The organism is Actinocrinis sp. (genome assembly GCF_035653575.1).
Lineage (GTDB): Bacteria > Actinomycetota > Actinomycetes > Streptomycetales > Catenulisporaceae > Actinocrinis.
Window position 1 is genome coordinate 29,686 of record NZ_DASRBQ010000180.1, and the last position, 26,076, is coordinate 55,761.

A 26,076-nucleotide genomic window follows, 5' to 3' on the forward strand; every position below is an offset into this window, starting at 1 on the left:
GTGGCGCGGTTGAGCGGTTCCGGGACCATCCTGGTGACGGGCGCGGCCCGGCGGCTCGGCGCGGCCGTGTTGCGGGACCTGCTGCGCCAAGGCGTGCCGGGAGACCCGCCGGTCGACCGGATCGTCGCGGTGGACCTGCGCGAACCGTTGCCGGAGGACCGGGTCGAGGGCGTCGAGACGGTCGCCGCCGATCTGCGCACGCCCGAAATCGCCTCCCTCATCGCCCGGGTGCGCCCGCACACCGTGCTGCATCTGGACGTGCTGGCCGCGCCGTCACAGGCTGGCGGCCGCACGGTGATGAAGGAACGCAACGTCATCGGCACGATGCAGTTGCTCGCCGCCTGCCAGAAGGCACCGAGCGTGCGCCGCCTCGTGATCAAGTCCTCGGCGGCGGTCTACGGCTGCGCACCGCGCGATCCCGCGCTGTTCACCGAGGACACCCAGCCGCACCGGCCGCCGCGCGCGGGCTACGGCAAGGACGTGACCGAGGTCGAGGGCTACGTGCGCGGATTCTCGCGGCGCCGTCCCGACGTCGCGGTCACCATCCTGCGGTTCGCCAACTTCCTCGGCCCGGACGTGCAGACCGCGTTCGTCGACTACCTGTCGCTGCCGGTGCTGCCGACCGTGCTCGGCTTCGATCCGCGGCTGCAGTTCGTGCACATCGACGATGTCGTGCAGGCGGTTCGCATCGCCGCCGGGGACACCCATCCGGGCACGTACAACATCGCCGGTTCCGGCCTGCTGACGATCTCGCAGATCGCGCGCCGCCTCGGCAAGCCGACCGTGCCGATCCCCGCGTTCGCAACGTCCACCTTCGGGGCGCTGCTCAAGCGCGCCGGGGTGGCCGATTTCACCGGCGACCAACTCAGCCTGTTGACGTACGGCCGGGTGCTCGACACCGAGCGGATGGTCGCGCGGCTCGGCTTCAAACCGCAGTACTCGACCGCGGAGGCGGTGTCCGCGCACGCCGAGGCGGCCGGGCTGCGCCCGCTGATCTCGCGGCGGTCGGTCGCGGCGGTCGAGCAGCGGCTCACCGCGCTGCTGGCCGGGCGCGCCGTGCGCCGGGAGAGCCGGCTGCTGAGCGAGGATGACGTTGACTTGGCCGACGACAACAACGGCCGGGGCTACGCCGAGGACGTGCCGCGGCAGGACGACGCGGCCGACTGGAGGGAGGACGGGTGAGCGAGCAGACGACACAGCAGCGCGCCGCCGGCCGCCCGCCGACGGACGTGATCGACTCGGTCGGCCGATTGATCGGCGGTCCGGACTGGGAGCGGCGCGCGGCGCGCGGCCTGGCTTTCCTGCGCCGGCGGATCACCGGGGACTACGAGGTCGACGAGTTCGGCTTCGACGCCGAACTGACGGAGAACGTGCTGCTGGGCGCGTTCCGGCCGCTGTACGAGCGTTACTTCCGGGTGGAGACCCGGGGGCTTGACCACGTGCCGGACAAGGGCGGCGTGCTGATCGTCGCCAACCACTCCGGCACGCTCCCGCTGGACGCGGTCATGACCCAGGTCGCGCTGGCCGACCACCATCCGGCACACCGGCACCTGCGGATGCTGGCCGCCGACGTGGTCTTCACGATGCCGTTCATCGGTGAGCTGGCCCGCAAGGCCGGGCACACCCTCGCCTGCAACCCGGACGCCGAACGGCTGCTGTGCAGCGGCGAGGTGGTGGGCGTGTGGCCGGAGGGCTTCAAGGGCATCGGCAAGCCCTTCGCCGACCGGTACCGGCTGCAGCGCTTCGGCCGCGGCGGCTTCGTCTCGGCGGCGCTGCGCACCGGCACCCCGATCATCCCGACCGCGATCGTCGGCGCCGAGGAGATCTACCCGAAGATCGGCGATATCAAGCCCTTGGCGCGGTTGCTGAACCTGCCGTACATCCCGGTTACCCCCACCTTCCCGTGGCTGGGGCCGCTCGGGATGATCCCGCTGCCGTCGAAGTGGTACATCGCGTTCGGCGAGCCGATCGAGACCTCCGGCTACGACCCGGGCGCCGCGGACGACCCGATGCTGGTGTTCAACCTGACCGACCAGGTGCGCGAGACGATCCAGGACACGCTGTACCGGCTACTGCTCCAGCGCCGCTCGGTGTTTTTCTAGAGCGGTGTTCTTCTAAAGCGGTGTTCTTCTAGAGCAGGGTTCCTCTACAGCGGCGGTCTTCCAACAGCGACGCTCTCCTCAGGGCGCTGCCTTTCGGCAGCGCCCTTGCCGTGGAGGCGTCAGTCGGTCGGCGACGCGGTGGAGCCGGAGCCGCCCAGGCCGAGATCGATGCCGGGCAGACCAGGCAGCAGCGGGGGCAGGTTGATGCCCGTGGACGGCAGTATCGGCAGCGGAAGCTGAACCCCTATCGTCGGCGTCGCCGAGGCGGAGGGCTGCGCACTGGGGCTCGCGCCAGGGCTGCTCGACGCCTCGCCAGACGGCATGGCGCTGGGGCTGTGCGCAGCCGACGACTGGCCCGCGTGCGAAGGCGAGCCGTGCGCGGCGCCCGGGCCGCCCCCGGTGCCGCCGCCGGGCTCGATGCCGGAACTCGGCGTCGGCGCCGCTCCCGGATGCGGCATCGCGGCCGCCGCCTGCTGGAGCTGCCGGTAGAGGTCGTCCATCAGCGCCACGATCTGCGCCGGGCGCTTCTGCAGGGTCAGCGGCAGCTGCCAGGTCAGGTCCACCACCCGCTGCCGCTCGGTGAGCAGGAAGTCGGACAGCGCGTGCAGGGCCTGCTCGTCGCCGTGCTGGCGCACCTGGTCCAGCAGCAGCTGGCCGCCGTCGCCGATCATCGTCTGAAGATCCGTCAGCGCCTGGTCCAGGTACGCCGCGGTCGGCGAGCCCGGCACGTCGGCGTCGCGGCGGGAGAGCAGCGCGTCGATCTCGGACAGCCGGATGTCCGCGAGGTGCAGGTACTGGCCGCCGCGGTCGGTGGGCGAGCCGGACAGCGAGAGCTGGATGTTCTCGAACATCTTCTTAGCGCTGTACAGCGGGTCGCCGGGCACCGCGCCGGCGGAGGCGATGGCGATGCCGCCGACCGAGCCGGTCGCGACCGCCACGCCAACGCCCGCGGCCAGCAGCCGCCGCCGCCAGGCCGCCGAGATGCCGGTGTGCGAGGGGCGGGCTGAGACCGGCCGGCGCAGTCCCGCGTGCCGGCCGCCGCGCTGGGCGGGCACCTGGGCCTTGGCCGGTCCGGTGGCCAGCTCGGGGGTGAGCCGCACCAGCCGCTCGCGCAGCTGGGCGCGGAACGCCTCGTCCATGCCGGGCAGGGCCGCGTTGGCCCGCTCGACCCGCTGGGCCACCGCGACCAAGGTCGCCAGCTGGGCGGCGGGCGCGGATCCGGGACCGTCTGACGCGGAGTCGTACGCCGAAGCCGCGGCGTTCGCGTGAGCGCGCCGCGTCCCCGCGCCGCGGGAGCCGCCGGATCGCGCGCCGCTCAGCGCGAGGTCGAACTCCTCCGCGAGTCGGCGCTCGCCGGATCCCGACTGCCGAGCGCTGCCCCAGTGCTGTGCCATTCGCCTGCCACCTCCTTAAGCCTTCCAAGACGGCCGGGCCACCGCCGAGGGCCGGTTGCCCGTGGCCGCCGACGCCAGTTTGACTCGCCCCGACTGGGCAAGGTTGTGCCCTGGTCGGCATCCCGGACGCCATCGCGGAGCAATTTCACCCGGACGAGTGGATCGTGCAATTGCTCCTGCACATCCGGTGTTTCCGCGTGTCGGACCGGTTACCCCGCGCAACGACCGCGATACGCGCCGAGTTACGCGAGTGAAGCCCTCCAGGGGGCGCCGCGCGCGGCGCGCCATCACACGTTCGTCGGTAGAGCCGGTACTACTCGCGGTCACCGCAGCGATTCCACCGGTAGCAGCCGGGCCAGGGTGCGGATCGCCCGATATTGGAGGGTTTTGATCGCGCCGTCGTTCTTTCCCATGATCTTCGCCGTCTCGGCGACCGAGAGGCCGTGCAGGAAGCGCAGCGTCACGCACTCCTGCTGCTGGGAGTTGAGCTGGCAGACGGCGTCGAGCAGCGCCTTGTTGGACAAGTACGCCAGGACGCTGTCCTCCGGCGAAGCAACGGTGTCGTCCGAGTCGAGCATTTCGCCGGTCGGCACCTCGAGCCGGTAGCGGCTGGACTTGAAGTGGTCGGCCACCAGGTTGCGGGCGATGGTCACCAGCCAGGCGCCGAAGTCGCGGCCCTGCCAGGTGAAGGTGCCGATGCGGCGCAGCGCGCGCAGGAAGGTCTCGCTGGTCAGGTCCTCGGCCAGCGGCTTGTTGCTGACCCGGTAGTAGATGTACCGGTAGACGGTGTCCGAGTAGGCGTCGTAGAGCTGCCCGAACGCCTCGCCGTCGCCTTCCTGGGCCAGCTCGACGAGGGCCAGCATCCGCAGCGACTCGGCGTCCTGGCCGCGCTCGTCGTAGCCGTTGTGGTCGGCGCCCCGCTGCCGCGGCGTGCGGGCGCGCGAGTGACCGTGCTCCGGACGGGCCTGCTCCTGCCCGGCCGGCGAGTGCGCGGGCGATCGGTCCGCGGCATCCGGGCCGGGCTGCGGCGCCGGCAGTTCTCCAGGCGGCGAAGCAGGGGGTTCGAGCGAGCGCGCGGCGGCTCCCGGCCGATACGGGACCGCCGAGGCCGTCATCGCGGCCACGGCCGACCGTAGGCCGGACAAGCCGACGGCGTCGGCCCTGACGTCTCGATGCACGGGACTCCAGCTGTTCGGGGGCTGCATCAGTCCGGCGCGCGAGGATGCCGCTTCGGTTCCCCTCGTGCGGAACTGCCTAACCAACGGCCACCCCGCCGCGCCGGACGGGGCAGGCGGTGTGGCGCCGCAGCACCGGTCCGCGTGGGCTGCGGACCGCCGGTCGCGTTCGGCGAAGCCGATCATGACCGAGCGTGCGGAGGCGATCACCGCTCGTGGGCCGTTCCCACATCGTAGGGAAAATCACTCCCCTCGTGTGTGGGTTTGGCACGACCGGCCCGGATCGACCGAGCGCGACACGAGAATACCGCTTCGTGTCCATGAAGTTACTGCACGTGTACGGAGCGTAGGAAGGCGCACGTCTCAAGCTTGGCTGAGCGACTGATGGCGTGTCATCCGCCACGCAGACGATTTATGAACGAACCGTCAACTGACGGTGGTTCAGCGGTTCAGTAGTTCGGCGGTTCATCCCGCGATCGTGTCGGTCGCTTCGCGGCGACGCCCGGCGCGGCGCAGCGCGGCGCCGGCCGCCACGACCCCTGCCGTCGCACCGACGGCGGCGGAGCCCGGCAAGCCGATGCGCATCAGGCGCACCCCAGTGCGGTAATCGATGACCGGCCAGCCCTGCTCCTGTGCGTAGTGCCGCAGCTTGTGGTCGGGGTTGACCGCGTGTGGGTGGCCGACGGAGTTGAGCATCGGCAGGTCGTTCGCCGAGTCCGAGTACGCGTGGCAGGAGGCTAGCGGGTAGCCCTCGCGCTCGGCCAGCGCCCGCATCGCCTCGCCCTTGGCCGGACCGTGCAGCACGTCTCCGCAGATGCGTCCGGAGTAGACGCCGTCGACGGTCTCGGCCACGGTGCCCAGCGCCCCGGTGAAGCCGAGCCGGATCGCGACGATGTTCGCCAGCTCGAACGGGGCCGCCGTCAGCAGCCAGACCGGCTCGCCGCGGTTCAGGTGCGCCTGCGCCAGCGCGCGGGTGCCCGGCCAGATCTTGCGCTCGAGGTAGTCGTCGAAGATCCGGTGGCAGATGTCGGTCATCTCGTCCGCGGTGCGCCCGGCGACGAAGGACAGTGCCCGCTCCCGGGTGGACTCGACCTGCTCGTGGCGCTCGCCGCGGACCCGGAAGGTCAGCTGGCCCCAGCCGAACCTGGCGATGTCCCGGCCGTTCAGCAGCCGGTGCGCGGCAAGGCCGCGGGCCAGGTGGAACAGCGAGGCGCCCTGAATCAGCGTGTTGTCCAGGTCGAAGAAGGCCGCGGTGCGCGGGCCGTGGCCGGGCGGATCGGACGGATTCGCGTCACCCGGAGCGGGCCGAAGCAGCTTGAATTCGGCGAGCGCGGGTGCGTCGAGGCCGGTTGCCATGCTTGTAGACCATACTCGCAACACGGTAACTCCACGTTCGGCTTTGATGCCTGCTTGGTTACGGCCTTGCGACTACTGTGCGAGGGTATGGAGTCCCAGTCCCCTCGGATCACCCTGATCGGCAAGCCCGGTTGTCACCTGTGCGACGACGCCCGTGCCGTGGTCGCCCGCGTCGCCGAGGAGCTGGGCGTGGGCTGGACCGAACTCGACATCACCCGGGACAAGTCTCTCGCCGAGCAGTACTGGGAGCAGATCCCGGTGACGCTGGTGGACGGCCGCCGACACGACTACTGGCGGGTGGACGAGGCGCGGCTGCGCGCCGCACTGCGTTGAATCAGACAGCGTGATAAATCCTTGTCGCGCATCGTCCGGCAGTGAGCTGGTGTTTCGCCTAGAACAGCGCTAAAGCCGCTGTGACTTCAGTCGCATCCCGCGCTGGCGCGGCCCTGGAGCCGGTCCGTCTGACCTGGTCAGTGTACAGGTCAGCGGGCAAGTCGGACGATAGTAGACTTTTCGGGCAATTCGGGAACGCACTTTGTGCGCGCGTTCACAAGGTCTTACGCTGTCGGACAGGTGCTGAGGCAGACCCACAATCGTGGCGCGCTCCGGCAACAGTCCCACCGCGACAGCGCCTTCAGGAGCACGATGGCCACCTTGCGTACCCAAGGCCCCAGGGGCGAAGGTCCCACGGGCCGCGGCGGCGAAGGTCCCGCGGGCCGCGCCTCGGCCATTCCGGAGGCGACCGTGGCCCGGCTTCCGGTGTACCTGCGTGCGCTACGGGCGCTGGCCGAGCGCGGTACCGCGACTGCCTCCTCCGAGGAACTGGCGACGATCGCCGGAGTCAACTCCGCCAAGCTGCGCAAGGATCTCTCCTACCTCGGCTCGTACGGAACCCGAGGCGTCGGCTACGACGTCGAGTACCTCATCTACCAGATCTCCCGCGAGCTCGGCCTCTCCCAGGACTGGCCGGTCGCCATCATCGGCATCGGCAACCTCGGGCACGCCCTGGCCAACTACGGCGGCTTCGTCAGCCGCGGCTTCCGCATCGCCGCGCTGCTCGACGCCGACCCGCGGCTGTCCGGCAACCGGGTCGCCGGCCTGGTGATCCGGCACATCGACGAGCTCGACGAGGTCATCGCCGACAACGGCATCTCCATCGCGGTGATCGCGGTGCCGCCCGAGGCCGCCCAGGAGGTGGCGAACCGGCTGGTGGCCGCGGGCGTGACCTCCATCCTGAACTTCGCCCCCGCCGTGGTGACGGTGCCGGCGGGGGTGGATCTGCGCAAGGTGGACCTGTCCATCGAGCTGCAGATCCTCGCGTTCCACGAGCAACGCAAGACCGCCAACCAAGCCGCTCCCGGCACACTGCGTGGTGCGCGTGCGGTACGGCGCCTGCGCGAGGATCCCGTTAATCCCGGCGAATTCGACGATTCGGCAAGCGCGACCGGGTATGCGGACCCGACCGCGGACACCGAGCCGATCCCGCGCTACAGCTACGACGAATTCAACGAAGTGAGGCCGGCATGAGCCTGCTGGTGGTCGGCCTGTCCCATCGCACCGCCCCGATCCCGTTGCTGGAGAAGGCCGCGCTGCCGCCCGAGCGGGTCGCGAAGCTGATCGGTGATGCCGTCGGCACGGAGCACGTGACCGAGGCGATAGCGGTCGCGACGTGCAACCGCTTGGAGATCTACGCCGACGTCACGCGCTTCCACGGCGCGCTGGCCGACCTCTCCGATCTGGTCAGCCTGCACTCCGGTATCCCGGTCGAGGAGCTGACCGAGCACCTCTACGTGCACTACGACAACCGGGCCGTGCAGCACCTGTTCAACGTCGCCTGCGGCTTGGACTCGATGGTGGTCGGCGAGCCGCAGATCCTCGGGCAACTGCGCAGCGCGCTCGCGGCGGGACAGGCGGAAGGTACGGCGGGACGGGTCGTCAATGACCTGACCCAGACCGCGCTGCGGGTGGGCAAGCGCGCGCACAGCGAGACCGGGCTCGACCGCGCCGGCCAGTCGCTGGTCACCGCGGCGCTCGACCTCGCGGTGCCGCTGCTTGAGGGCGGCCGCCCGGCCAAGGCCGTGGTGGTCGGCGCGGGCTCGATGTCCTCGCTCGCCGCGACCACGCTCGCCCGGCTCTTCCCGGGTCTGGACCTGACCGTGGTCAACCGCACGCCCGACCGGGCCGGCCGGCTCGCCGAGACGGTCGGGGCCCGGGCGCTGGGCCTTGACCGGCTGACCGAGAGCCTGGCCGGCGCCGACCTGGTGATCTCGTGCACGGGCGCAGTGGACACGGTCATCTCGCCGGCCGATTTCGGACCGGCCGGTGACGCGGTCGCGGCGCAGGGCGGCACCCGCCCCCGGGTCGTCGTCGACCTCGCCCTGCCGCGCGACGTCGCGCCCGAGGTCGGCACGCTGCCCGGACTGACCCTGATCGACCTGGAGCGGATCGCCGACGCCGAACGCGACGGCGCCGCGCGGGTCGAGGCGGGCAGCGTCGAGGCGGTGCGCAGGATCGTGGCCGAAGAGGTCGTCGCTTACGCCGCGGCCCAGCGCGCCGCGACCGTGGGCCCGACCGTCACCGCGCTGCGCGGCATGGCCGCCGACGTCGTCGAGGCGGAGCTCGCCCGGTTCGACGGCCGGCTGCCCGAGCTCGACGCCAAGGCGCGCGCCGAGGTCGCCAACACGGTGCGGCGCGTCGTGGACAAGCTGCTGCACGAGCCCACGGTCCGGGTCAAGCAGCTGGCCTCGGACCCCGGCGGCACCTCGTACGCGGTGGCGCTGCGAGAGCTGTTCAACCTCGACCCGGCCGCGCCCGCCGCGGTCAGCCGGGCTGAACCGGTCTTGGCCGATGAAGCGGCCAAGACCGGCGACGCGGACCCGGCTAGAGAAGAAGGCACCGTATGACCGGTCAGCCACTGCGGGTGGGAACACTGCGGCTGGGAACCAGGCGCTCCAAACTCGCCCTCGCGCAATCCGGACTGGTCGCGCACGCGGTCACCGAGGCCACCGGGCGTCAGGTCGAGCTGGTGGAGATCACCACCTACGGCGACGTCTCCAAGGAGGCGCTGACGCAGATCGGCGGCACCGGGGTCTTCGTCAACGCGCTGCGTGACGCGCTGCTGGACGGCCGCGTCGACTTCGCGGTGCACTCGCTCAAGGACCTGCCGACCGCCGAGCCGGCCGACCTCGCGCTGGCCGCGGTGCCGGAACGCGAGGACGTGCGGGATGTGCTGGTCGCCCGCGACCAGCTCAAGTTCGCGGACCTGCCGGCTGGCGCGCGGATCGGCACCGGTTCGCCGCGCCGGGCCGCCCAGCTGCGGCTGCTGCGCCAGGACGTGGAGATCGTCGCGGTGCGCGGCAATGTGGACACGCGCGTCGGCTACGTGACCAAGGGCGAGCTCGACGCCGTCGTGCTCGCCTACGCCGGTCTGCACCGCCTCGGCCGGATCGGCGAGGCGACCGACTACTTCGACCCGGCCGCGCTGCTGCCGGCTCCCGGACAGGGAGCCCTCGCGGTGGAGTGCCGGGCCGCGGACGGCGAGCTCATCGGACAGCTCGCCGCGCTGGACCACCGGCCCACCCGGGCCGCGGTCAAGGCCGAGCGGGCGCTGTTGGCCTCGCTCGAAGCGGGGTGTTCCGCACCGGTCGGCGGCTATGCCGTCGCCTCGGCGCACGAACTGCAGTTGACCGGGACGGTGACCGAGGTAGTGGCCTCGGGCGTACCACGGTCGATAAGGATGTCCGCCACCGGAAGCCCGCAGGAGGCTGAGCGGCTCGGGCGCGAGCTCGCCGCTCGGATGCTCGCTGAGGGCGCCGCAGGACTGATGGGGAAGCAGCCGTGACTATCACGACCGGGTCGGTAGCAACGCAGACCGCGGTACCGCACACCAAACCGCGCAGCACCGAAGATTCCGATCTCGCTGTGTTGAACGGCTCTGTTTCAACCGGTGCCGCGACGAACGGCGTACCGCTCAACGGCTCGGTCGGTGGCGTCCTGCTCGGCGAGGCGGCGGACGCGCTGGTGGATCAGGACTCCGAGGCCGAACCGCAGCGCTCGAGCGCCGCGACCCGCGCCCGGGTCAGCTTCGTCGGCGCCGGACCCGGCGACCCCGATCTGCTGACGGTCCGGGCGGCCGCGCTGCTCGCGGACGCGGACGTGCTTGTCGTCGACTCCCGGCTGCGCGCCCGCTTCGAGCCGCGCTGCCACGAGCGGGTCCAGGTCATCGAGCTCGGGCTCGCCACGCCGGCGGACGAGCTGCCGGACCCGGCCGACGCAGCCGCCGCGCCGGGCATCGGCGCCGGCGCGCACCCGCTGGCATGCATCGACGAGGTCGCCGCCGCGGTGCGCGAGGGCAAGTCGGTGGTCCGCCTGCTCGACGGCGACCCCGGCCTCTTCGGCTCCTTCGAGGCCGAGGCCGCGGCCTGCGCCAAGGCCGGCCTGCCGTTCGAGGTGGTGCCCGGGCTCGCCCGCGCGACCGCCGTCCCGGTCTTCGCGGGCATCCCGCTGACCAAGGGCTCGATCGGCGACGTGCGGCTGCTGTCCGCCCCGCGTCCGGACGGGAACGCCGACTTCACCGCCTGGTCCGACTGGCACCGGCAGCTCGGCGAGGCCGGAGCGGCCAGCTCCACCCTGGTGCTGCTCGGCATCGGCGACCGCATCGACGAGGTGGCCGCGGAGCTGCTGGCCGCCGGCCGTCCGGGCAGCACCCCGGTCGCGGTGACCATCGACGGCTCGCTCACCTCGCAGCGGACCGTCACCGGCACGCTGGACCGGATCGCTGCCACGCTCAAGGCCGAGCCGGTCAAGTCCTCCGCGGCCGCGCTCTCCGCGGATACCGTGGTGGTCGTGGGTTCGGTGGTGGAACGCCGCTCCGAGCTGTCCTGGTACGAGACCAAGCCGCTGTTCGGCTGGCGGGTGCTGGTCCCGCGCACCAAGGAGCAGGCTGGGGCGCTCAGCGAGCAGTTGCAGTCCTACGGCGCAGTGCCGCACGAGGTGCCGACCATCGCCGTGGAGCCGCCGCGCACCCCGCAGCAGATGGAGCGCGCGGTCAAGGGCCTGGTCACCGGACGGTACGAGTGGGTGGCCTTCACCTCGGCCAATGCGGTCAAGGCGGTGGCTGAGAAGTTCGAGGAGTACGGGCTCGACGCGCGTGCCTTCGCCGGGATCAAGGTCGCCGCGGTCGGCGAGCAGACCGCCAAGGCGCTGCGTGCCTTCGGCGTCGTGCCGGACCTGGTGCCCTCCGGCGACCAGTCGGCGGCCGGGCTGCTCGAGGACTTCCCGGCCTACGATCCGGCTTTCGACCCCATCGAGCGGGTCTTCCTGCCGCGCGCGGACATCGCCACCGAGACGCTGGTGGCCGGTCTGGTCGAGCTGGGCTGGGAGGTGGACGACGTGACCGCGTACCGCACGGTGCGCGCCGCGCCGCCGCCCGCCGAGGTGCGCGAGGCGATCAAGGGCGGCGGCTTCGACGCGGTCCTGTTCACCTCCTCCTCCACGGTCAAGAACCTGGTCGGCATCGCGGGCAAGCCGCACGCCTCGACGGTGATCGCGTGCATCGGTCCGCAGACCGCGAAGACGGCCGAGGAGCACGGCCTGCGCGTGGACGTGCTCGCGCCGTCGCCGAGCGCCGCGGTGCTGGCCGAGGCACTGGCCGCGTTCGGACAGGCCCGGCGCGAGGCCGCGATCGCGGCCGGTGAGCCGGTGCTGCGGCCTTCGGAGCGACGCTCCTCGCGGGCCCGGCGCGCGAAGTAAGGCAGCAGTGACGCAGGGCGTTGAAGTAAGGCAGCGGCACAGACAAGCGGTACCGGTAGCAGGACAAGGCCAGGCGGCGCGCGGTGAACCGGAAGGCGCCGTCCGGGCGTGACGGGGTTGCATAACCGAATTCTGAACAGCGGCGGCGAATCCGGCGGATCTGAAGTCCGGGTTGAGCCAGGCGGATAGGCTGGTTTTCATGACGGCATCCCAATTCCCGACCGTGCGGCCGAGGCGGCTGCGGCAGACGCCCGCGCTGCGCCGGCTGGTGGCCGAAACCCGGCTGCACCCGGCCGATTTCGTGCTGCCCATGTTCGTGAAGGAGGGCTTGGACGAGCCGGCGGCCATCGCCTCGATGCCGGGCGTCTACCAGCACACCCTCTCCAGCCTGCGCAAGGCGGCGCACGAGGCCGTGACGGCCGGCGTCGGGGGACTGATGCTGTTCGCCGTGCCTGAGGAGCGGGACGCGATCGGCTCCGCCGCGGTCGATCCGAACGGCATCCTGCAGCGGGCGATCCGCGAGGTGGCCGACGAGGTCGGCGACTCGACCGTGATCATGAGCGACCTGTGCCTGGACGAGTTCACCGACCACGGGCACTGCGGTGTCCTGCGCGCGGACGGCACGGTCGACAACGACGCGACGCTCGAGATCTACGGCGAGATGGCCGTCGCCCAGGCCGAGGCGGGCGCGCACCTGCTTGGCGCGAGCGGGATGATGGACGGCCAGGTCGGCTTCGTGCGCCGGGCGCTGGACGCGGCCGGATATCAGGACACGGGCATACTGGCCTACGCCGCGAAGTACTCCTCGGCCTTCTTCGGGCCCTTCCGCGACGCGGTGGAGTCGCAGCTTAAGGGCGACCGCAAGACCTACCAGCAGAACCCGGCGAACGCCGTGGAGGCGCTGCGCGAGGTTCGGCTGGACCTGGCCGAGGGCGCGGACCTGGTGATGGTCAAGCCCGCCATGTCGTACCTGGACATCGTGCGCCGGGTCGCGGACGAGGTGGACGTGCCCGTGGCGGCCTATCAGATCTCCGGTGAGATGGCGACGGTCGAGGCGGCCGCGGCGAACGGCTGGATCGACCGGGACGCTGCCATCCTGGAGACGCTGACCTCGATCAAGCGCGCCGGGGCGTCGATCATTCTGACGTACTGGGCGTTGGACGCGATCCGACTGCTCGGCTGACTCCCAACTCCAGCACTTCGTCGCTCACCGCGTCGATGAGTTCGGGGTCGTGCTCGACCAGGACGATCGCGAGACCGTCCCCGCGCAGCGCGCGCACCGTCCCGGCGAACTCCTCGACCTGCTGCTCGCTCATGCCGGAGGAAGGCTCGTCGAGGAGCAGGACGCGAGCCCCGGCGGCCAGTGCGCGGGCGATCTCCACGATGCGGGCGACGCCGGTGGGCACGGCGGCGAGCGGCTGCCCGGCGAAGTCGACCAGACCGAAGCGGCGCAGCAGGTCGCGCACGATGACGGCTGGGTCGTCAGCGCGCCGTCCGGTTGAGCCGGACGACTCGTCCTGGCGCGGTTCGGTCGAGCGGGACAGCCCTCTTCCCGACAGTTCGGCGGCGACCAGCAGGTTGTCCGCGATATTGAGCGAGCTGAACGGCTCGAGGCGCTGGAAGGTGCGTCCCAGTCCCAGCCGGGCCCGCCGATGCACCGGCAGCCGCGTCACGTCCCGCCCGAACAGCCACACCCGGCCCGCCGTCGGCCGCAGCGACCCGCAGATCACATCGAGCAGGGTCGACTTGCCGACGCCGTTCGGCCCGACGAGTCCGAGCACCCGGGCCTCGCCAACCTCGAAGGTCACTTCGCGAAGTACCGGAACGCCCCGATAGCCAGCGGTAACGCCCTCGACGCGCAGGGGAGCGGATGGAATCAAATTCACATCTCCCTTAGCTCCCATTCACAGACTCCCGTGATACAAAGCAGACTCGCGTGTAATCGGGGTACTTGTCATCCATCAAGCGGTGACGATCGGAACTTGGAGTGCCGGTGGACCACACTCAGGAACAGGGCCGGGCGTCCGACGCTCCCGCACCGCCTTCCGAGCTGCGGTCGTCCGGGGCGCAGCCGGTCGCTCCTGAGCCCTTCCAGTCTTCCGTCACGCCGCCGGCGCCCCCTGTTCCGCCCACGCCGGATGTCGTGCCGAACCAGCCCATCCGCATCTCCCCGCTACGCGCGCTGGCTGAGATCGGCGCGGTGTACTTCGTCTCGTTCGGCCTCGGCGTGATCAGCGCGGTCGGCCTGCTCACCGATCCGGCGCTCGGCTCCGACCAGCAGATCCATTCCTGGATCGAGGCCGGCAGCGAGATGATGCAGTACATCATGCAGGCGTGCACCGTGGTGTTCGGTGTGGCGTACTTCAGCCTGCGCCGCGGTCTCACGCTCAGCTCGATCTTCGGCCGCTTCAACAAGCCGAAGCCTCCTGCGCTGTACGCGCCGTACGGCTCGTACCCGGGTGTTCCGAACGCAGGTGCTGCGTACCCGGGAGCGGCGTATCCGTCGGGGCAGTACTCGGCCGATCAGTACCCGGTGCCGCAGTATCAGTACCCGTATCCGACGCAGACTCAGCTGTACGCGCCGCCGTACTCCGCCCCCGCGCCGCCCGGCTACCAGGGCTACACGCCCTACCCGCAGATGGCATACGCGCCGACCCGGCCCGCCGAGCGTGGCCGGAGCTGGCAGTTCGCTCGGGCGTTCTTCCTGTCCATGGCCGGCGTGCTCGGGTTCCTGCTCGCCGTGGTGATCTACGTCAACGTCACCGGCAAGTCCACCGGCGCGCCGGACCAGGGCCACAGCCTGTGGATGGTCCCGGTCGGCATCGTGGTCGCGCTCTCGGCCGGCTTCGGCGAGGAGGTGCTGATCACCGGGATGGTGGTCACCGCCCTCGAACAGGCCGGCTTCGGCAAGCGCGCCTGGGTGATCTACCTGGTCGCGATCGCGCTGCGGATCCCGTTCCACCTGTACTACGGCTGGGCCTCGCTCGCGGTGATCTGCTTCACCGTGGTCAACATCTGGGTCTACCGGCGCTGGCGGCTGCTGTGGCCGATCGTGCTCGCGCACGCCGTCTACGACGCACTGGAGTTCGCCGGTTCGCTCCAGCCCGCGCTGGCCGGCCTCGGGCTGCTCGCGCTGGGCCTGGCGACCTTCGTGATGGTGATCGTGATCGCCTGCATCGAGCTGTCCGACCGCTCGGCCCGCCGCCGCTTCAACCAGTGGCGCACGGCGGTCGGCGTCTGACGGCGCCCGGAGTCTGATGGCGCTCAGAGTCTGACAGTCCGGCGCCGCTGCTCTCGGGCCGCCGCTTTTGCGACCGCCCGCGTCAGGACGGCTTACGTCAGGACGGCTTGCGTCAGGACGGCTTGCGTCAGGACGGCTTGCGCCCGGTCACACCCCAGGCCACCAGCCGGGTCAGGCCAGAGCGCAGCTCGCCGTCCTTGACCGACCAGCTGTCGAAGGCCCTGGTGTGTGACGCGCTCGCGGCCAGCATGGTGACCAGCGCTCCGGCGGTCGCGGCCGGATGCACGTCGGCGTCCAGCTTCCCGCCGCGCTGCAGTTCCGAGATCGCCTCGGTCAGCGCCTGCACCACCGAGTTGAGCAGCTTCATGCGTATCCGGGAGAACCGCCGGTCCCCCTCGGCCGCGGCCAGGTCCACCACGCGCAGGATCGCGTCGTGCTGCCGCCAGAAGTCCAGGAAGCCGTCCACGAGGGCCGCGGCGGCCACGGCGCCGGAGCGCCCGTTCCAGCTCTGCTCCGCGGCCAGGTCCCGGAGCGTCCCGGCCTCCTTGAGCACCTCGTTGGCCAGCTCGACCACCGCGGTCTGGATGTCCGGGAAGTACTGGTAGAAGGTGGCCGGCGAGGTTCCGGCCTGCCGGGCCACGTCGATCACGGTCACGTCCCGGTACGAGGTGGACGCGATCAGCTCGCCGAGGCATTCGAGGAGCCGGGTGCGGGTGGCCTGACCCCGGCGGCCGGCGATCCGCCCGTCAACGGTACGTACTTGTGTCATACCGTCAGTTTATATATGGCTCGATAGATTGCATTTGTGACGGAGCATCGGTTGCGCCATCTGGTGGACCCTCAGCTCTCGTAGGCTCAGCTGCCCTGTTCTGTCAGCCGTCTGCCGACGCTTCGGCCGCGACTCCGGCCGGCGCCCCGGCCGGAACCAGGCGTACTACCACCGATTTAGACGTCGGCGTGTTCGATACCTGCGCCGTCGAGTCGAGCGGCACGAGCACGTTCGTCTCCGGGAAATACGAGGCAGCGCAGCCGCGCGCGGTCGGGTAGCTCACGACGCGGAAGTCCGCGGCGCGCCGCTCCACCCCGTCCTGCCACACGGAGACGAGGTCGACCCGATCGCCGTCCGCGATGCCGAGGCCGGCCAGATCCACCGGGTTCACGAACACCACCCGGCGCCCTTGTTTGACGCCGCGGTACCGGTCATCGAGTCCGTAGATAGTGGTGTTGTACTGGTCGTGCGAGCGGACGGTCTGCAACAGCAGGTGCCCTTGCGGCACGCGCAGCACCTCGAGCGCGTTGACGGTGAAGTTCGCCTTGCCGGTCGCGGTGGGGAAGGTACGCGAGTCGCGCGGGCCGTGCGGCAACTGGAAGCCGCCGGGTTCGCGCACCCGCTTGTTGAAGTCCGCGAAGCCGGGCACGACGCGCTCCACCCGCTCCCTGATCCGGTCGTAGTCGGCGGCAAGCCAGCTCCACTCGATCGATTCCGCCCCGTCCGTCACCCGATCGCCGAACAGCTCCCTGGCCAGCCCGGCGACGATGGCGACCTCGCTCTTCAGCTGCGGCGACGCCGGCTCAAGCCGACCGCGCGAGGCGTGCACCATCGACATCGAGTCCTCGACCGTCACGAACTGCTCGCCGCCCTCTTGCACGTCCCGCTCGGTGCGGCCGAGGGTGGGCAGGATCAGCGCGGCGCGGCCGGTGACCGCGTGCGAACGGTTGAGCTTCGTGGAGACCTGCACAGTCAGCGCGCAGTTGCGCACCGCCGCCTCGGTGACCGCCGTGTCCGGGGTCGCGTTCACGAAGTTCCCGCCGACCGCGAAGAACACCTTGACCTTGCCGTCGCGCATCGCCCGGATCGCGTCCACGGTGTCGTAGCCGTGCTCGCGCGGCGGCTCAAAGCCGAACTCGGCCGCGAGCGCGTCCAGGAACTTGGCCGGGGGCTTCTCGTAGATGCCCATCGTGCGGTCGCCCTGCACGTTGGAGTGTCCGCGCACCGGGCACACCCCGGCCCCCGGCCGCCCCACGTTGCCGCGCAGCAGCAGGAAGTTGACGATCTCACGGATGGTCGGCACCGCGTGCTTGTGCTGCGTCAGGCCCATCGCCCAGCACACGATGATGTTGCGCGCCGCGAGTACCCGCTTGGCCAGCGCCTCGATCTGCTCGCGCGGCAGACCGGTGGCCTCAAGCACGTCGTCCCAGGACGTCTCGCGGACGTCCTTCGCATATGCGTCGAAGCCGTGCGTGTGCTGCTCGATGAACGCCTGATCGAGGACGTGCCCTGGCGCGCGGTCCTCGGCCTCCAGCAGCAGCCTGCCGAGCGCGCGGAACAGTGCCAGATCGCCGCCGAGTCGGATCTGGAGGAAGGCGTCCGCCAGCGCCGTGCCGCTGCCGACCAGGCCCCGGACGGTCTGCGGGTTCTTGAACCGGATCAGGCCGGCCTCGGGCAGCGGGTTGACCGCGACGATCTGCGCGCCCGCGCGCTTGGCCCGCTCCAGGGCGGTGAGCATCCTCGGATGGTTGGTGCCCGGGTTCTGGCCGACCACGATGATCAGGTCGGCCTTGTACAGGTCGTCGAGCGAGACCGAGCCTTTGCCGACGCCGAGCGTCTCGCTCAGCGCGGAGCCGCTGGACTCGTGACACATGTTCGAGCAGTCGGGCAGGTTGTTGGTGCCGTAGCGACGCACCATCAGCTGGTAGAGGAAGGCGGCCTCGTTCGAGGTGCGGCCGGAGGTGTAGAACACCGCCTCGTCCGGCGCGCAGACGCGCAGCGCGTCGGCGGTGATCCGGAAGGCCTCGGGCCAGCCGACCGGCCGGTAGTGGTCGGCGTCCGGGGCCTTGTACATCGGTTCGGTCAGCCGGCCCTGCTGGCCGAGCCAGTAGTCGGACTTGCCGGCCAGGTCCGCCAAGGAGTGCTCGGCGAAGAACTCGCGGGTGACCCGGCGCAGCGTCGCCTCCTCGGCGACCGCCTTCGCGCCGTTCTCGCAGAACTCCAGGTGCCCGCGGTCCTGGCCCTCGGGCCAGGCGCAGCCGGGACAGTCGAAGCCGTCGACCTGATTGACCCGCAGCAGCGTCAGCGCGGTGCGCTTGACCCCCATCTGCTGCTGCGCGATCCGTAGCGAGTGGGCGGCGCCGGGGATTCCGGCGGCCCAGTCCTTCGCCTCGGTGACGGTCAAACCCTCGTCGGTGGGGTCTTGTCGCGGTGCTGCGGTGGCCATCGTTGCCTCCTGGGGTTCCTACCTGCACTGTACCGCTGCGCATGTCTCACCCCATTGAGTGAATTGTCTGTTATTCGACCTACGCCCTTTCGTGGCTCCTCATGCAATGGAAGCTCCGCGCCTTCCATGAGGGCTGTGCGGCCGGGCGCGCGGCGCGCGTTCGGCCAGAAGGGAATTCTTGATGGGAACCCATGCCAAACCCCGGACACGGGTGCGTTCCATCGCGCTGGGCACACTGGCCGTCGGCGCGACCCTGACTGGAGTGGGCCTGACCGCTGCTGCGCTCGACCCGGCCGGGGCGAACCTGGCGGACGGAACACAGGGCGGCAATCCGGTCGACCTGGCGGCCAGCGGCCTCGGCGCGCCGGTGCCGGTGGCGGACGTCAGTTCGCTGGACGGGGTCGCGCTTCCGAGTGGCGGGCTGAGCACCGGAACGCTCTCGCTCGGCACCGTCCCGACGCTCGGAACCGGCACTGTGACCGGTGGCCTGCTGCCCGGTTCGGCGACGGCGGTGCGACCGAGGCAGGCGGCGCCGGAGCCGACCTGGGCGCACGGTGTGACCGTCGGCAAGATGCCGGGGCATCAAACGCCGCAGGGCGCCGCGAGCAACGCGACTCAGTCGAGCAGCACCGCGTCGCCGGCTTCCAGCGGCGGCAGCGGCAACACCGGCAGCAGCGGAACCGGCAGCGGGAGCCTGGGCACGGTAACCGGCCTGCTCCCCACTGGTCAGCTTCCGCTCGATCAGTTGAGCACCTCCTCGGTAGACAACACGTTGAACCAGGTCGCGCCCGGCGTGTCCGGCAACCTGTCCAGCGGCTTCGGCAAGGCCAAGTCGACGGTCGCGGGTCTGCTCAACGAGGTGGCGGGTCTCCTCTGACCGTCGCCGACCTGACCACTGACCGGGCCGTCCGATCACTGGTCAGGGCACACTTGCGGGTGACGGCCTGTCACCCCCGGGAATGAAGACTGCTGACACCGCTTGGGCTGGTCGGCAAGATTCACACAGTGGACGCCACGGGCTTCGATACCTTCGTGCACCGCGACTACGCGGAGCTCTTCGCGTTGGTCCCCGCGATCGCGGTGGGCTCGATCGCCGCGTTCATGCTCAAGGACCGCCTCTCGGGCGAGGCGGTCCCGGAAATCGTCGAGCCGATGGCCAGCACCGGCGCAGGCCGCGCGACCTTGGCGGGCACGCTCGACGAGGCCCTCAACTCCTGGCTCGGCGCCGAATTCTCCCTGTTGCGCCCCGATGAGGAACTCGCCCTCGTCGGCGTCATGCTGGCCGCGATGGCCGAGGGCATCGAGCACGATCCGCTCGCCTATCCGCTCCTGGCCTGCGCAGCAGCCCGCCTGGTCCCGGAAACCGCGCCACCGGACGCGGCGGGCATGGGGGACGCGAGCGGACGACGCGGCTGGACCGGACTGACCGAACGAGCGCGCCGCGCCGCCGTCGAGGTGCTGCGTCCGCTCGCCCTCTCCACGCTGGTCCGCGCGGCCACGTGGGATCTCGTCGAGCAGGCGCACGCATGACCGCGACCAGCACTGCATCGAATAGCGCTGCATCGGCCGGCACAGGATCGAATAGCGCAGGGTCGACCGGCACACCATCGACCGGCACACCATCGACCGACACAGAATCGACCAGGACCGAATCGACCGGCGCAGCCGCAGCGGCCAAGGAGGAGACCGCGCCGACCGGGGCCTGGATGGCGCACGCCGCCGATCCCGCGCGGTTCGCGATTCCGGCTCCGGCTCCGGCGCCGGTGCTCGCACCGTACCTCGGACTGGTTACCTCAGTGCTTTGCGCGTTAGGCGGCGGCTGGTTACTCCTTGCGCCCTATGCACTCGACATTCGACGCGGTGCCGCCAAGCTGCCCCGCGCGGCCGCGGTTGATCTGGAAACCGGCGCGGCGATCGTCGCGGTCGCGCTGTTGTCCGCGATTCTCTTCGCCGTCGCATTGTTTTCCCGGCTACGCCCGCAGGATGACGTCACCGAATTCGAAATCGACGAGCAGTCAGTACAAGCCCGGACTTTCGAACCTGAATCCGCTGAACCTGATGTCGACCCGGATCCCGAGCCCGAGTCCGAGACCAAGTCCACCGAACCCCCTGCCACCGCCATCCCCAACTCGAGCAGCGCGCTGCGCGACTTGCTCACGCCGCTGGTCGCCGCGCTCGCCGCCGACCTACGCAGCCAGGAGCATGGCGATCAGGGCCGACGACAGGAGCCGTGAACGATGTCCGCGAACGTTCCGGCCCAGCGCTGCGACCGCATCGAGCCAGGCCGTGCCGACCTGCCGTCGGTTCCGCCGGTCGCTCCCCGGCCCAAGGCCCCCGTCACCGCGCTCACCGGGCTTTTCCTGATCGCACTGCTCGGCGGCTGGTTGATCGCCGCGCCGTTCCTTCTCGGCGATCAGGCCCGCGGCGCCGCCTGGACCGCCGCGACCCGCACCGATGTGGCGACCGGCGCGGCCGTAGCCGGGATCGCGATTCTCGGGCTCTTCGGCTATCTCGCCGCGGCGATCACCTGGCTCGCGCGATACGGCCGCTGGCAATGACCTTGACCATTCAGGCCGCGGCGGCCTCCCGGCAACCATTGGGAACACTGCCAGTTGGGCACAGTGTCATGGGAAAGTAACAGTTCGCTGAGCGCATTCTGAGAATCCTGTACAAAAGCTCTGCGCTTCACCTTCGCTTCAGATTAGCGCCCAACACTCCGGGCCATGACGCCGCTCAAGTCCTCCCGCCGCCGACTCGTGCTCAACGGGTCGCTCGCCGCGCTCGTGCTGGCCGGCGCGGGTGTCGCCTACGCGACGGTCGGCCCGGCCACCAGCGCCGGGGCCGCCACCACGCGTACCTCGGCCGTGCAGCGCGGTACGGTCATCGCCTCCGTCTCCGCCTCGGGCAACCTCGCGCTCGCCGCGACCTCCTCGCTCGCCTTCGGCGCCGCCGGCAAGGTCAGCGAGATCGACGTGAAGGTCGGTCAGACGGTCACCGCCGGCCAGACGCTCGCCAAGATCGATCCCACTCAGGCCAACCTCCAGCTGACCGAGGCTCAGCAGCAGCTGACGGTCGCCCAGGACAATCTGGCCAAGGCGCAGAACGGCCCGAGCTCCACGCAGGTAGCGCTGAACAACGCGCAGCTGGCCCAGGACGAGCAGGCCGTCACGAACGCACAGAATGCTTACTCGGCCGCGAAATGCACCTCCTCGTCTACGTCGCCTACGTGCACGCAGGACGCGCAGCAGATCACCAACGCCGAGAACGCCCTGACGCTGCTCAAGGCGCAACAGGCGAACAGCGCCTACGTGGATCCGGGCACGATCGCGCAGGACCAGGAGGCGGTCACTCAGGCGAAGGCGGCCGTGAACAGCGCGCAGAGCGCCGTCGCGGGCACCGTGATCACCGCGCCGAGCAACGGGACGATCCTCAGCATCGCAGGGCTCGTGGGCTCCTCGGTCAGCGCCGGGTCGACCACCACGGGCGCACCGACCGGTTCCAGCTCCTCCAGCGGTTCGAGCGGTAGCGGCACGGGTTCCACAGGCTCCGGCGCGAGCAGCTCGTCCGGCTCTTCGTCGTCCTCCTCTTCTTCCTCGTCGTCCGCCAGTTCCGGGGCCTTCATCACGATGGCCGACCTGAGCCAGCTTCAGGTCACCGCGGACGTCTCCGAGACCGACGTCTCCTCGGTGCAACCCGGACAGTCCGCGACCGTCACGCTCAATGCGACCGGCAAGTCGTACCCCGCACAGGTGCAGGTCATCTCGCCGACCTCGACCGTGGTCTCCAACGTGGTCGAGTACGCGGTCACCCTCAACCTCACCGACGCCGTACCCGCCAGCGTGCGCCCCGGCCAGTCCGCGTCGATCTCCATCGTCACCGGCGAGGCCAGCGACACGCTGTACGTGCCGAACTCGGCCATCACCACGGCCGGCGGCCGCTCGGTGGTCACCGTGGTCGGCTCGGACGGCAAGGAGACCATCACCCCGGTCACCACCGGGATCGTCGGCACCACCAACACCCAGATCACCAGCGGTCTGACGCAGGGCGAGAACGTGCTGCTGACCCTGTCCACGACCACCGGCACCACCTCCGGCCGCGGCTTCGGCGGCCTCGGCGGAGGCGCCGGACTCGGCGGCGGGCTCGGCACAGGCGGCGGCGCGGCCGTCACCGGAGGCCGGGGATGACCGAGGCGCATACCGCCGACACCGCGCATATAAACGACGCCGCGCACATGACTCACACCGCGCCTCTGAACGACGCCGCGCAGACCACGGTCTACGCCCCGCCCCGGCCCAGCGCGGTCTGGATCAATGGCCTGCGAAAGGTGTACGGCGAGGGCGACGCGGCGGTGCACGCGCTGCGCGGCATCGACCTCGACGTCCCGCACGGCGACTACGTGGCGGTCATGGGCGCGTCCGGCTCCGGCAAGTCCACGCTGATGAACATCGTCGGCTGCCTCGACGTGCCCAGCGCCGGGGAGTACCGGCTGGACGGCATCGCCATCGCCGACCTCGACGAGCGGCAGCTCTCGCTGGTGCGCAACCGCAAGATCGGCTTCGTGTTCCAGTCCTTCAACCTGCTGGCGCGCACCACCGCCTTCGAGAACGTGGAGCTGCCGCTGGTGTACGGCGGCGTGCGCGGTCCTGAGCGGCGGCGCCGGGCCCTGGCCGCGCTGCACCTGGTCGGGCTCGGCGACCGGATCGACCACCACCCGAACCAGCTCTCCGGCGGCCAGCAGCAGCGCGTCGCGGTAGCGCGCGCCCTGGTCACCGCGCCCTCGCTGGTGCTGGCCGACGAGCCGACCGGCAATCTGGACACCCGGTCAAGCTACGAGGTGATGAGCCTGTTCGACCAGCTCAACGCCTCTGGCCGCACCATCGTGCTGATTACCCACGAGGAGGACATCGCGGCGCACGCCAAGCGGTTCATCCGCCTGGTCGACGGGCTGATCGTCGAAGACGTCCGGCTCGCGCCGGCCGACGGCCTGCCCCCACGGCTGGCCACGGCGGACGCGGGTCGGCACGCCGCGCCCAGACCGCAGCCCGCCCTGCCCAGCGCGCCTGCCACCACCGCCACGCTCGACGCCCCCTGGTCAGGTGCCTGATGCGGGTACGCGAGGTGTTCCGTTTCGCCCTGCGCGGGCTGAAGGCCAACAAGCTGCGCTCCGGCCTGACCACGCTCGGCATCCTCATCGGCGTCGGCGCGGTGATCCTGCTGATCGCCGTCGGCCAGGGCAGCGGCGCGGCGGTGCAGGCCCGCATCTCCAGCCTCGGCTCGAACCTGCTGACCGTCACCAGGCAGGCCGGCGGGTTCGGCCGGGCCGCCGCCACCCGCACCGGCACGCAGAGCAAGACCTCGAACCTGACCGTCGCCGACGCGCAGCTGCTGGCCACCTCCGATCAGGACCCTGACGTGTCGGTGGTGGCGCCGGTGGCCTCCACCTCGGCCACCGCCACCTTCGAGGGCGCCACCACCACCATCAACCAGATCATCGGCACCTACCCGGCCTACCTGCCGATCTCCAACGACTCGATCGCGTCAGGCTCCTCCTTCACCGCGCAGGACGTCGACCAGCACCGCAAGGTGGTGGTCATCGGGCAGACCGTGGTGACGAACCTGTTCGGCACCATCGACCCGATCGGCAAGACCGTCCAGCTCGGCGGCGTGCCGTACACCGTGGTCGGCACGCTCGCGGCCAAGGGCGGCGCGAGCACCTTCAACGACCCGGACAACGTCGCGATCGCGCCGCTGACCACGGTCCAGGACAGCCTCACCGGCTTCGGCTCGCTCAGCGAGATCGCCGTGCAGGCCAAGGACTCCGGCTCGGCGAACGCCGCCCAGGCCGAGGTGACCAGCCTGCTGCTGGAGTCGCACCACGTGACCGCGGCCGGCGAGGACTTCACGGTCACCAACGAGGCCACGCTGCTGTCCACCGCGGCGAGCACGACGCAGACCTTCACCGTGCTGCTGGCCGCGGTCGCCGCGATCTCGCTGCTGGTCGGCGGGATCGGGGTCACCAACATCATGCTGGTCACGGTCACCGAGCGGACCCGCGAGATCGGCATCCGCAAGGCGCTGGGCGCGCCGCGCGGCGCGATCCTCGGCCAGTTCCTGATCGAGGCGGTGCTGCTCTCGGTGGTCGGCGGCGCGCTCGGCGTGGTGGCCGGCGTGGTCGGCTCCCGGTTCACCGTGGACGGGATCAAGCCGGTGCTCGTGCCCTCCTCGATCCTGCTCGCGTTCGGTGTGTCCGCCGTGATCGGCCTGGTCTTCGGCTCGCTGCCGGCGAACCGGGCCGCCAAACTCCATCCGATTGAGGCGCTACGTCATGAGTGAGCTCGAAACCAGGCGGGCCGCGGCGGCGGCCGGCGAACCCGATCCAGACATGATCCGCACGGCCGAACTCGTCCAGTACGAGGACGCGGAGCTGGCCGAGTCCGACCTAGACGGTACGGATCTTGACAGGGATGGACTCGACGGTCCCGGGATCGACGAAGCGGACGCCGACCTGCTGGCGATCCCGCCGCGCGCCGACGACCTCGGCACCGCCCTCGCCGCGCGGCCGCCGCGGGTGAAGCTGCCCAAGGTCACCGTCGCGCTCGCGGCCGCCGCGCTGGTCTGCGCCGGCTTCGTGGGCGGCGTGCTGGTGCAAAAGCACCTCGGCGGCAGCTCCTCCTCGACCGGGCGCGGCAACTTCGCGGCCTTCGCGGGCGGCAGGACCGGAACCGGCACAGGCACCGGCGGGGGAGGCGGCTTCTTCGGTCGCGGCGGGGCCGGAGGAGCGGGCGGCGGCGCGATCACCGGCACCGTGACCGTGGTCAGCGGCAACAAGCTTTATGTCACGGCCGCGGACGGCAGCGTCTACACCGTCACCACCAGCGGATCGACCGTGATCAACGTGACCAAGTCCGGCACGCTCGCGCAGCTCAAGCCAGGACAGACCGTGGTCATCGCGGGCAGCAACGACAACAGCGGCGACGTGACCGCCACCTCGATCACGGCGGCCGGCACCTCATCCACTTCGGGCACCAACAGCACTGGCGGGCAGTGACCATGAGCAGCAGAGTCCTCAGCGGCGGCGCGCGAAAGAACGTCATCCAGACCTCGGTCGCGATAGGCGTGGCCGCGGCGGTAGCCGGCGTACTGGCGGCGTGCGGCGGCAGCAACGGCACCGCCCCGGCCGCCGCCTCGACCCCGACCACGGCGGCGTCCACATCGGGCAACGCGGTCTATCTCGACTGCCTGCGGCAGCACGGCGCCAACATCCCCACCGCCTTCCCCTCCCGCAACCGGCCCACGGACCGGCCCTCCGGCGTGCGGCCCTCGGGCGGCTTCGGAGGCGGTGGCGGCGGGTTCTTCGGCCAGAGCCAGAGCCCGCAGATGCAGGCCGCGGTGCAGGCCTGCGCCTCGGTGCGGCCGACCAACGGCTTCGGCGGCTTCGGCGGCGGGCGCGGCGGCACCCAGCTGGCCGCGTTCCGCAACTGCATGACGCAGCAGGGCGTCACGATCCCGACGACCCGGCCGACCGCCTTCCCGACCGCGACCTCGAGCGCCGGCCGGGTGGCTCGCTACCTCGGCGGCCTGAACCCGGACGACCCGAAGGTGGCGGCCGCGCTGAAGATCTGCTCGCCGCTGCTGCCGACGCCCGGGGCAAGGCCGAGCAGCTCCCCGACCGGCTGATCATCCGACCACTGCGCGGCGCTTGTCGCCGCGAACCGGCTTTGTTGCCGATCTGTCACCGTCCCTCTAAGGCAGCTTTCAGCAAATTCATCCACTCTTGCGTTACGGGCCTGCTGTCGGCGGCAGTGGCGCCGGCGGCGGCTCGTCCAGGCCCGCGACCTACTC

At 70.8% G+C, this 26,076-nt stretch carries 24 protein-coding genes; 18 read left to right on the top strand and 6 right to left on the bottom strand.

The window, feature by feature from the left end; all coding sequences use genetic code 11:
* Positions 1-9 precede the first annotated feature (9 nt).
* On the top strand, positions 10-1,182 hold the full coding sequence (locus VFA06_RS24285; protein ID WP_324843021.1) for an NAD-dependent epimerase/dehydratase family protein: 1,173 nt from the start codon (positions 10-12) through the stop codon (positions 1,180-1,182).
* A gap of 47 nt (positions 1,183-1,229) precedes the next feature.
* The gene (locus VFA06_RS24290) at positions 1,230-2,102 is read left to right on the top strand and encodes a lysophospholipid acyltransferase family protein (protein ID WP_349260333.1); all 873 of its coding nucleotides are present in this window, start codon (positions 1,230-1,232) and stop codon (positions 2,100-2,102) included.
* Positions 2,103-2,221: 119 nt separating this feature from the next.
* On the opposite strand, the gene VFA06_RS24295 is transcribed toward VFA06_RS24290, so the two are convergent.
* The 3 genes from VFA06_RS24295 to VFA06_RS24305 form a co-directional block, all read right to left on the bottom strand.
* Positions 2,222-3,496, bottom strand: a complete 1,275-nt coding sequence (locus tag VFA06_RS24295; RefSeq protein WP_324843023.1) for a DUF5667 domain-containing protein — start codon at positions 3,494-3,496, stop codon at positions 2,222-2,224.
* 323 nt (positions 3,497-3,819) lie between these two features.
* Complete coding sequence (locus tag VFA06_RS24300; RefSeq protein WP_414639956.1) at positions 3,820-4,674, bottom strand: ECF subfamily RNA polymerase sigma factor, BldN family; 855 nt, start codon at positions 4,672-4,674, stop codon at positions 3,820-3,822.
* Between the two features lie 462 nt (positions 4,675-5,136).
* A complete protein-coding gene (locus tag VFA06_RS24305; RefSeq protein WP_324843025.1) occupies positions 5,137-6,027 on the bottom strand; it encodes an HAD-IB family hydrolase in 891 nt (296 codons plus the stop codon).
* Positions 6,028-6,114: 87 nt separating this feature from the next.
* On the opposite strand from VFA06_RS24305, the gene VFA06_RS24310 reads away from it, so the two are divergent.
* From VFA06_RS24310 to hemB, 6 genes are all read left to right on the top strand, one after another.
* Positions 6,115-6,360, top strand: a complete 246-nt coding sequence (locus tag VFA06_RS24310) for a glutaredoxin family protein (protein WP_324843026.1) — start codon at positions 6,115-6,117, stop codon at positions 6,358-6,360.
* A gap of 312 nt (positions 6,361-6,672) precedes the next feature.
* On the top strand, positions 6,673-7,554 hold the full coding sequence (locus VFA06_RS24315) for a redox-sensing transcriptional repressor Rex (protein WP_324843027.1): 882 nt from the start codon (positions 6,673-6,675) through the stop codon (positions 7,552-7,554).
* Positions 7,551-8,930, top strand: coding sequence for a glutamyl-tRNA reductase (locus VFA06_RS24320; RefSeq protein ID WP_324843028.1), 1,380 nt, complete (start codon positions 7,551-7,553; stop codon positions 8,928-8,930). The genes VFA06_RS24315 and VFA06_RS24320 overlap by 4 nt, the downstream gene beginning before the upstream one ends.
* Positions 8,927-9,868: a hydroxymethylbilane synthase gene (gene hemC, locus VFA06_RS24325; protein ID WP_324843029.1), complete on the top strand. Its 942-nt coding sequence runs from the start codon at positions 8,927-8,929 to the stop codon at positions 9,866-9,868. The genes VFA06_RS24320 and hemC overlap by 4 nt, the downstream gene beginning before the upstream one ends.
* Before the next feature lie 179 nt (positions 9,869-10,047).
* On the top strand, positions 10,048-11,778 hold the full coding sequence (locus VFA06_RS24330; protein WP_349260334.1) for a bifunctional uroporphyrinogen-III C-methyltransferase/uroporphyrinogen-III synthase: 1,731 nt from the start codon (positions 10,048-10,050) through the stop codon (positions 11,776-11,778).
* A 199-nt stretch (positions 11,779-11,977) separates the two neighbouring features.
* Entirely contained in the window at positions 11,978-12,961 is a 984-nt protein-coding gene (gene hemB, locus VFA06_RS24335; protein ID WP_324843031.1) for a porphobilinogen synthase, read from the top strand.
* Here the strand turns inward: hemB and VFA06_RS24340 are convergent.
* On the bottom strand, positions 12,915-13,586 hold the full coding sequence (locus VFA06_RS24340) for an ATP-binding cassette domain-containing protein (RefSeq protein ID WP_324843032.1): 672 nt from the start codon (positions 13,584-13,586) through the stop codon (positions 12,915-12,917). The two genes, hemB and VFA06_RS24340, sit on opposite strands and share 47 nt — an antisense overlap.
* Before the next feature lie 335 nt (positions 13,587-13,921).
* Between VFA06_RS24340 and VFA06_RS24345 the strand changes: the two genes are divergently transcribed.
* The gene (locus tag VFA06_RS24345; protein WP_324843033.1) at positions 13,922-15,019 is read left to right on the top strand and encodes a CPBP family intramembrane glutamic endopeptidase; all 1,098 of its coding nucleotides are present in this window, start codon (positions 13,922-13,924) and stop codon (positions 15,017-15,019) included.
* Positions 15,020-15,146: 127 nt separating this feature from the next.
* Here VFA06_RS24345 and VFA06_RS24350 read toward each other — a convergent pair whose 3' ends face one another.
* Entirely contained in the window at positions 15,147-15,788 is a 642-nt protein-coding gene (locus tag VFA06_RS24350) for a TetR family transcriptional regulator (RefSeq protein ID WP_324843034.1), read from the bottom strand.
* Positions 15,789-15,891: 103 nt separating this feature from the next.
* Positions 15,892-18,234 (bottom strand): FdhF/YdeP family oxidoreductase, encoded by a 2,343-nt coding sequence (locus VFA06_RS24355; protein ID WP_324843035.1) that lies wholly within the window; start codon positions 18,232-18,234, stop codon positions 15,892-15,894.
* Between the two features lie 181 nt (positions 18,235-18,415).
* On the opposite strand from VFA06_RS24355, the gene VFA06_RS24360 reads away from it, so the two are divergent.
* From VFA06_RS24360 to VFA06_RS24400, 9 genes are all read left to right on the top strand, one after another.
* Entirely contained in the window at positions 18,416-19,111 is a 696-nt protein-coding gene (locus tag VFA06_RS24360; protein ID WP_324843036.1) for a hypothetical protein, read from the top strand.
* A gap of 128 nt (positions 19,112-19,239) precedes the next feature.
* Entirely contained in the window at positions 19,240-19,764 is a 525-nt protein-coding gene (locus VFA06_RS24365; protein WP_324843037.1) for a hypothetical protein, read from the top strand.
* A complete protein-coding gene (locus VFA06_RS24370; RefSeq protein ID WP_324843038.1) occupies positions 19,761-20,468 on the top strand; it encodes a hypothetical protein in 708 nt (235 codons plus the stop codon). The genes VFA06_RS24365 and VFA06_RS24370 overlap by 4 nt, the downstream gene beginning before the upstream one ends.
* Positions 20,469-20,471: 3 nt before the next feature.
* A complete protein-coding gene (locus VFA06_RS24375) occupies positions 20,472-20,792 on the top strand; it encodes a hypothetical protein (RefSeq protein WP_324843039.1) in 321 nt (106 codons plus the stop codon).
* A gap of 165 nt (positions 20,793-20,957) precedes the next feature.
* Positions 20,958-22,418, top strand: coding sequence for an efflux RND transporter periplasmic adaptor subunit (locus VFA06_RS24380; protein WP_324843040.1), 1,461 nt, complete (start codon positions 20,958-20,960; stop codon positions 22,416-22,418).
* On the top strand, positions 22,415-23,338 hold the full coding sequence (locus tag VFA06_RS24385; RefSeq protein WP_324843041.1) for an ABC transporter ATP-binding protein: 924 nt from the start codon (positions 22,415-22,417) through the stop codon (positions 23,336-23,338). The genes VFA06_RS24380 and VFA06_RS24385 overlap by 4 nt, the downstream gene beginning before the upstream one ends.
* Positions 23,338-24,567, top strand: a complete 1,230-nt coding sequence (locus tag VFA06_RS24390) for an ABC transporter permease (RefSeq protein ID WP_324843042.1) — start codon at positions 23,338-23,340, stop codon at positions 24,565-24,567. The genes VFA06_RS24385 and VFA06_RS24390 overlap by 1 nt, the downstream gene beginning before the upstream one ends.
* Entirely contained in the window at positions 24,560-25,282 is a 723-nt protein-coding gene (locus tag VFA06_RS24395) for a hypothetical protein (protein WP_324843043.1), read from the top strand. The genes VFA06_RS24390 and VFA06_RS24395 overlap by 8 nt, the downstream gene beginning before the upstream one ends.
* A gap of 2 nt (positions 25,283-25,284) precedes the next feature.
* On the top strand, positions 25,285-25,911 hold the full coding sequence (locus VFA06_RS24400; protein WP_324843044.1) for a hypothetical protein: 627 nt from the start codon (positions 25,285-25,287) through the stop codon (positions 25,909-25,911).
* The last annotated feature ends 165 nt before the right edge of the window (positions 25,912-26,076 follow it).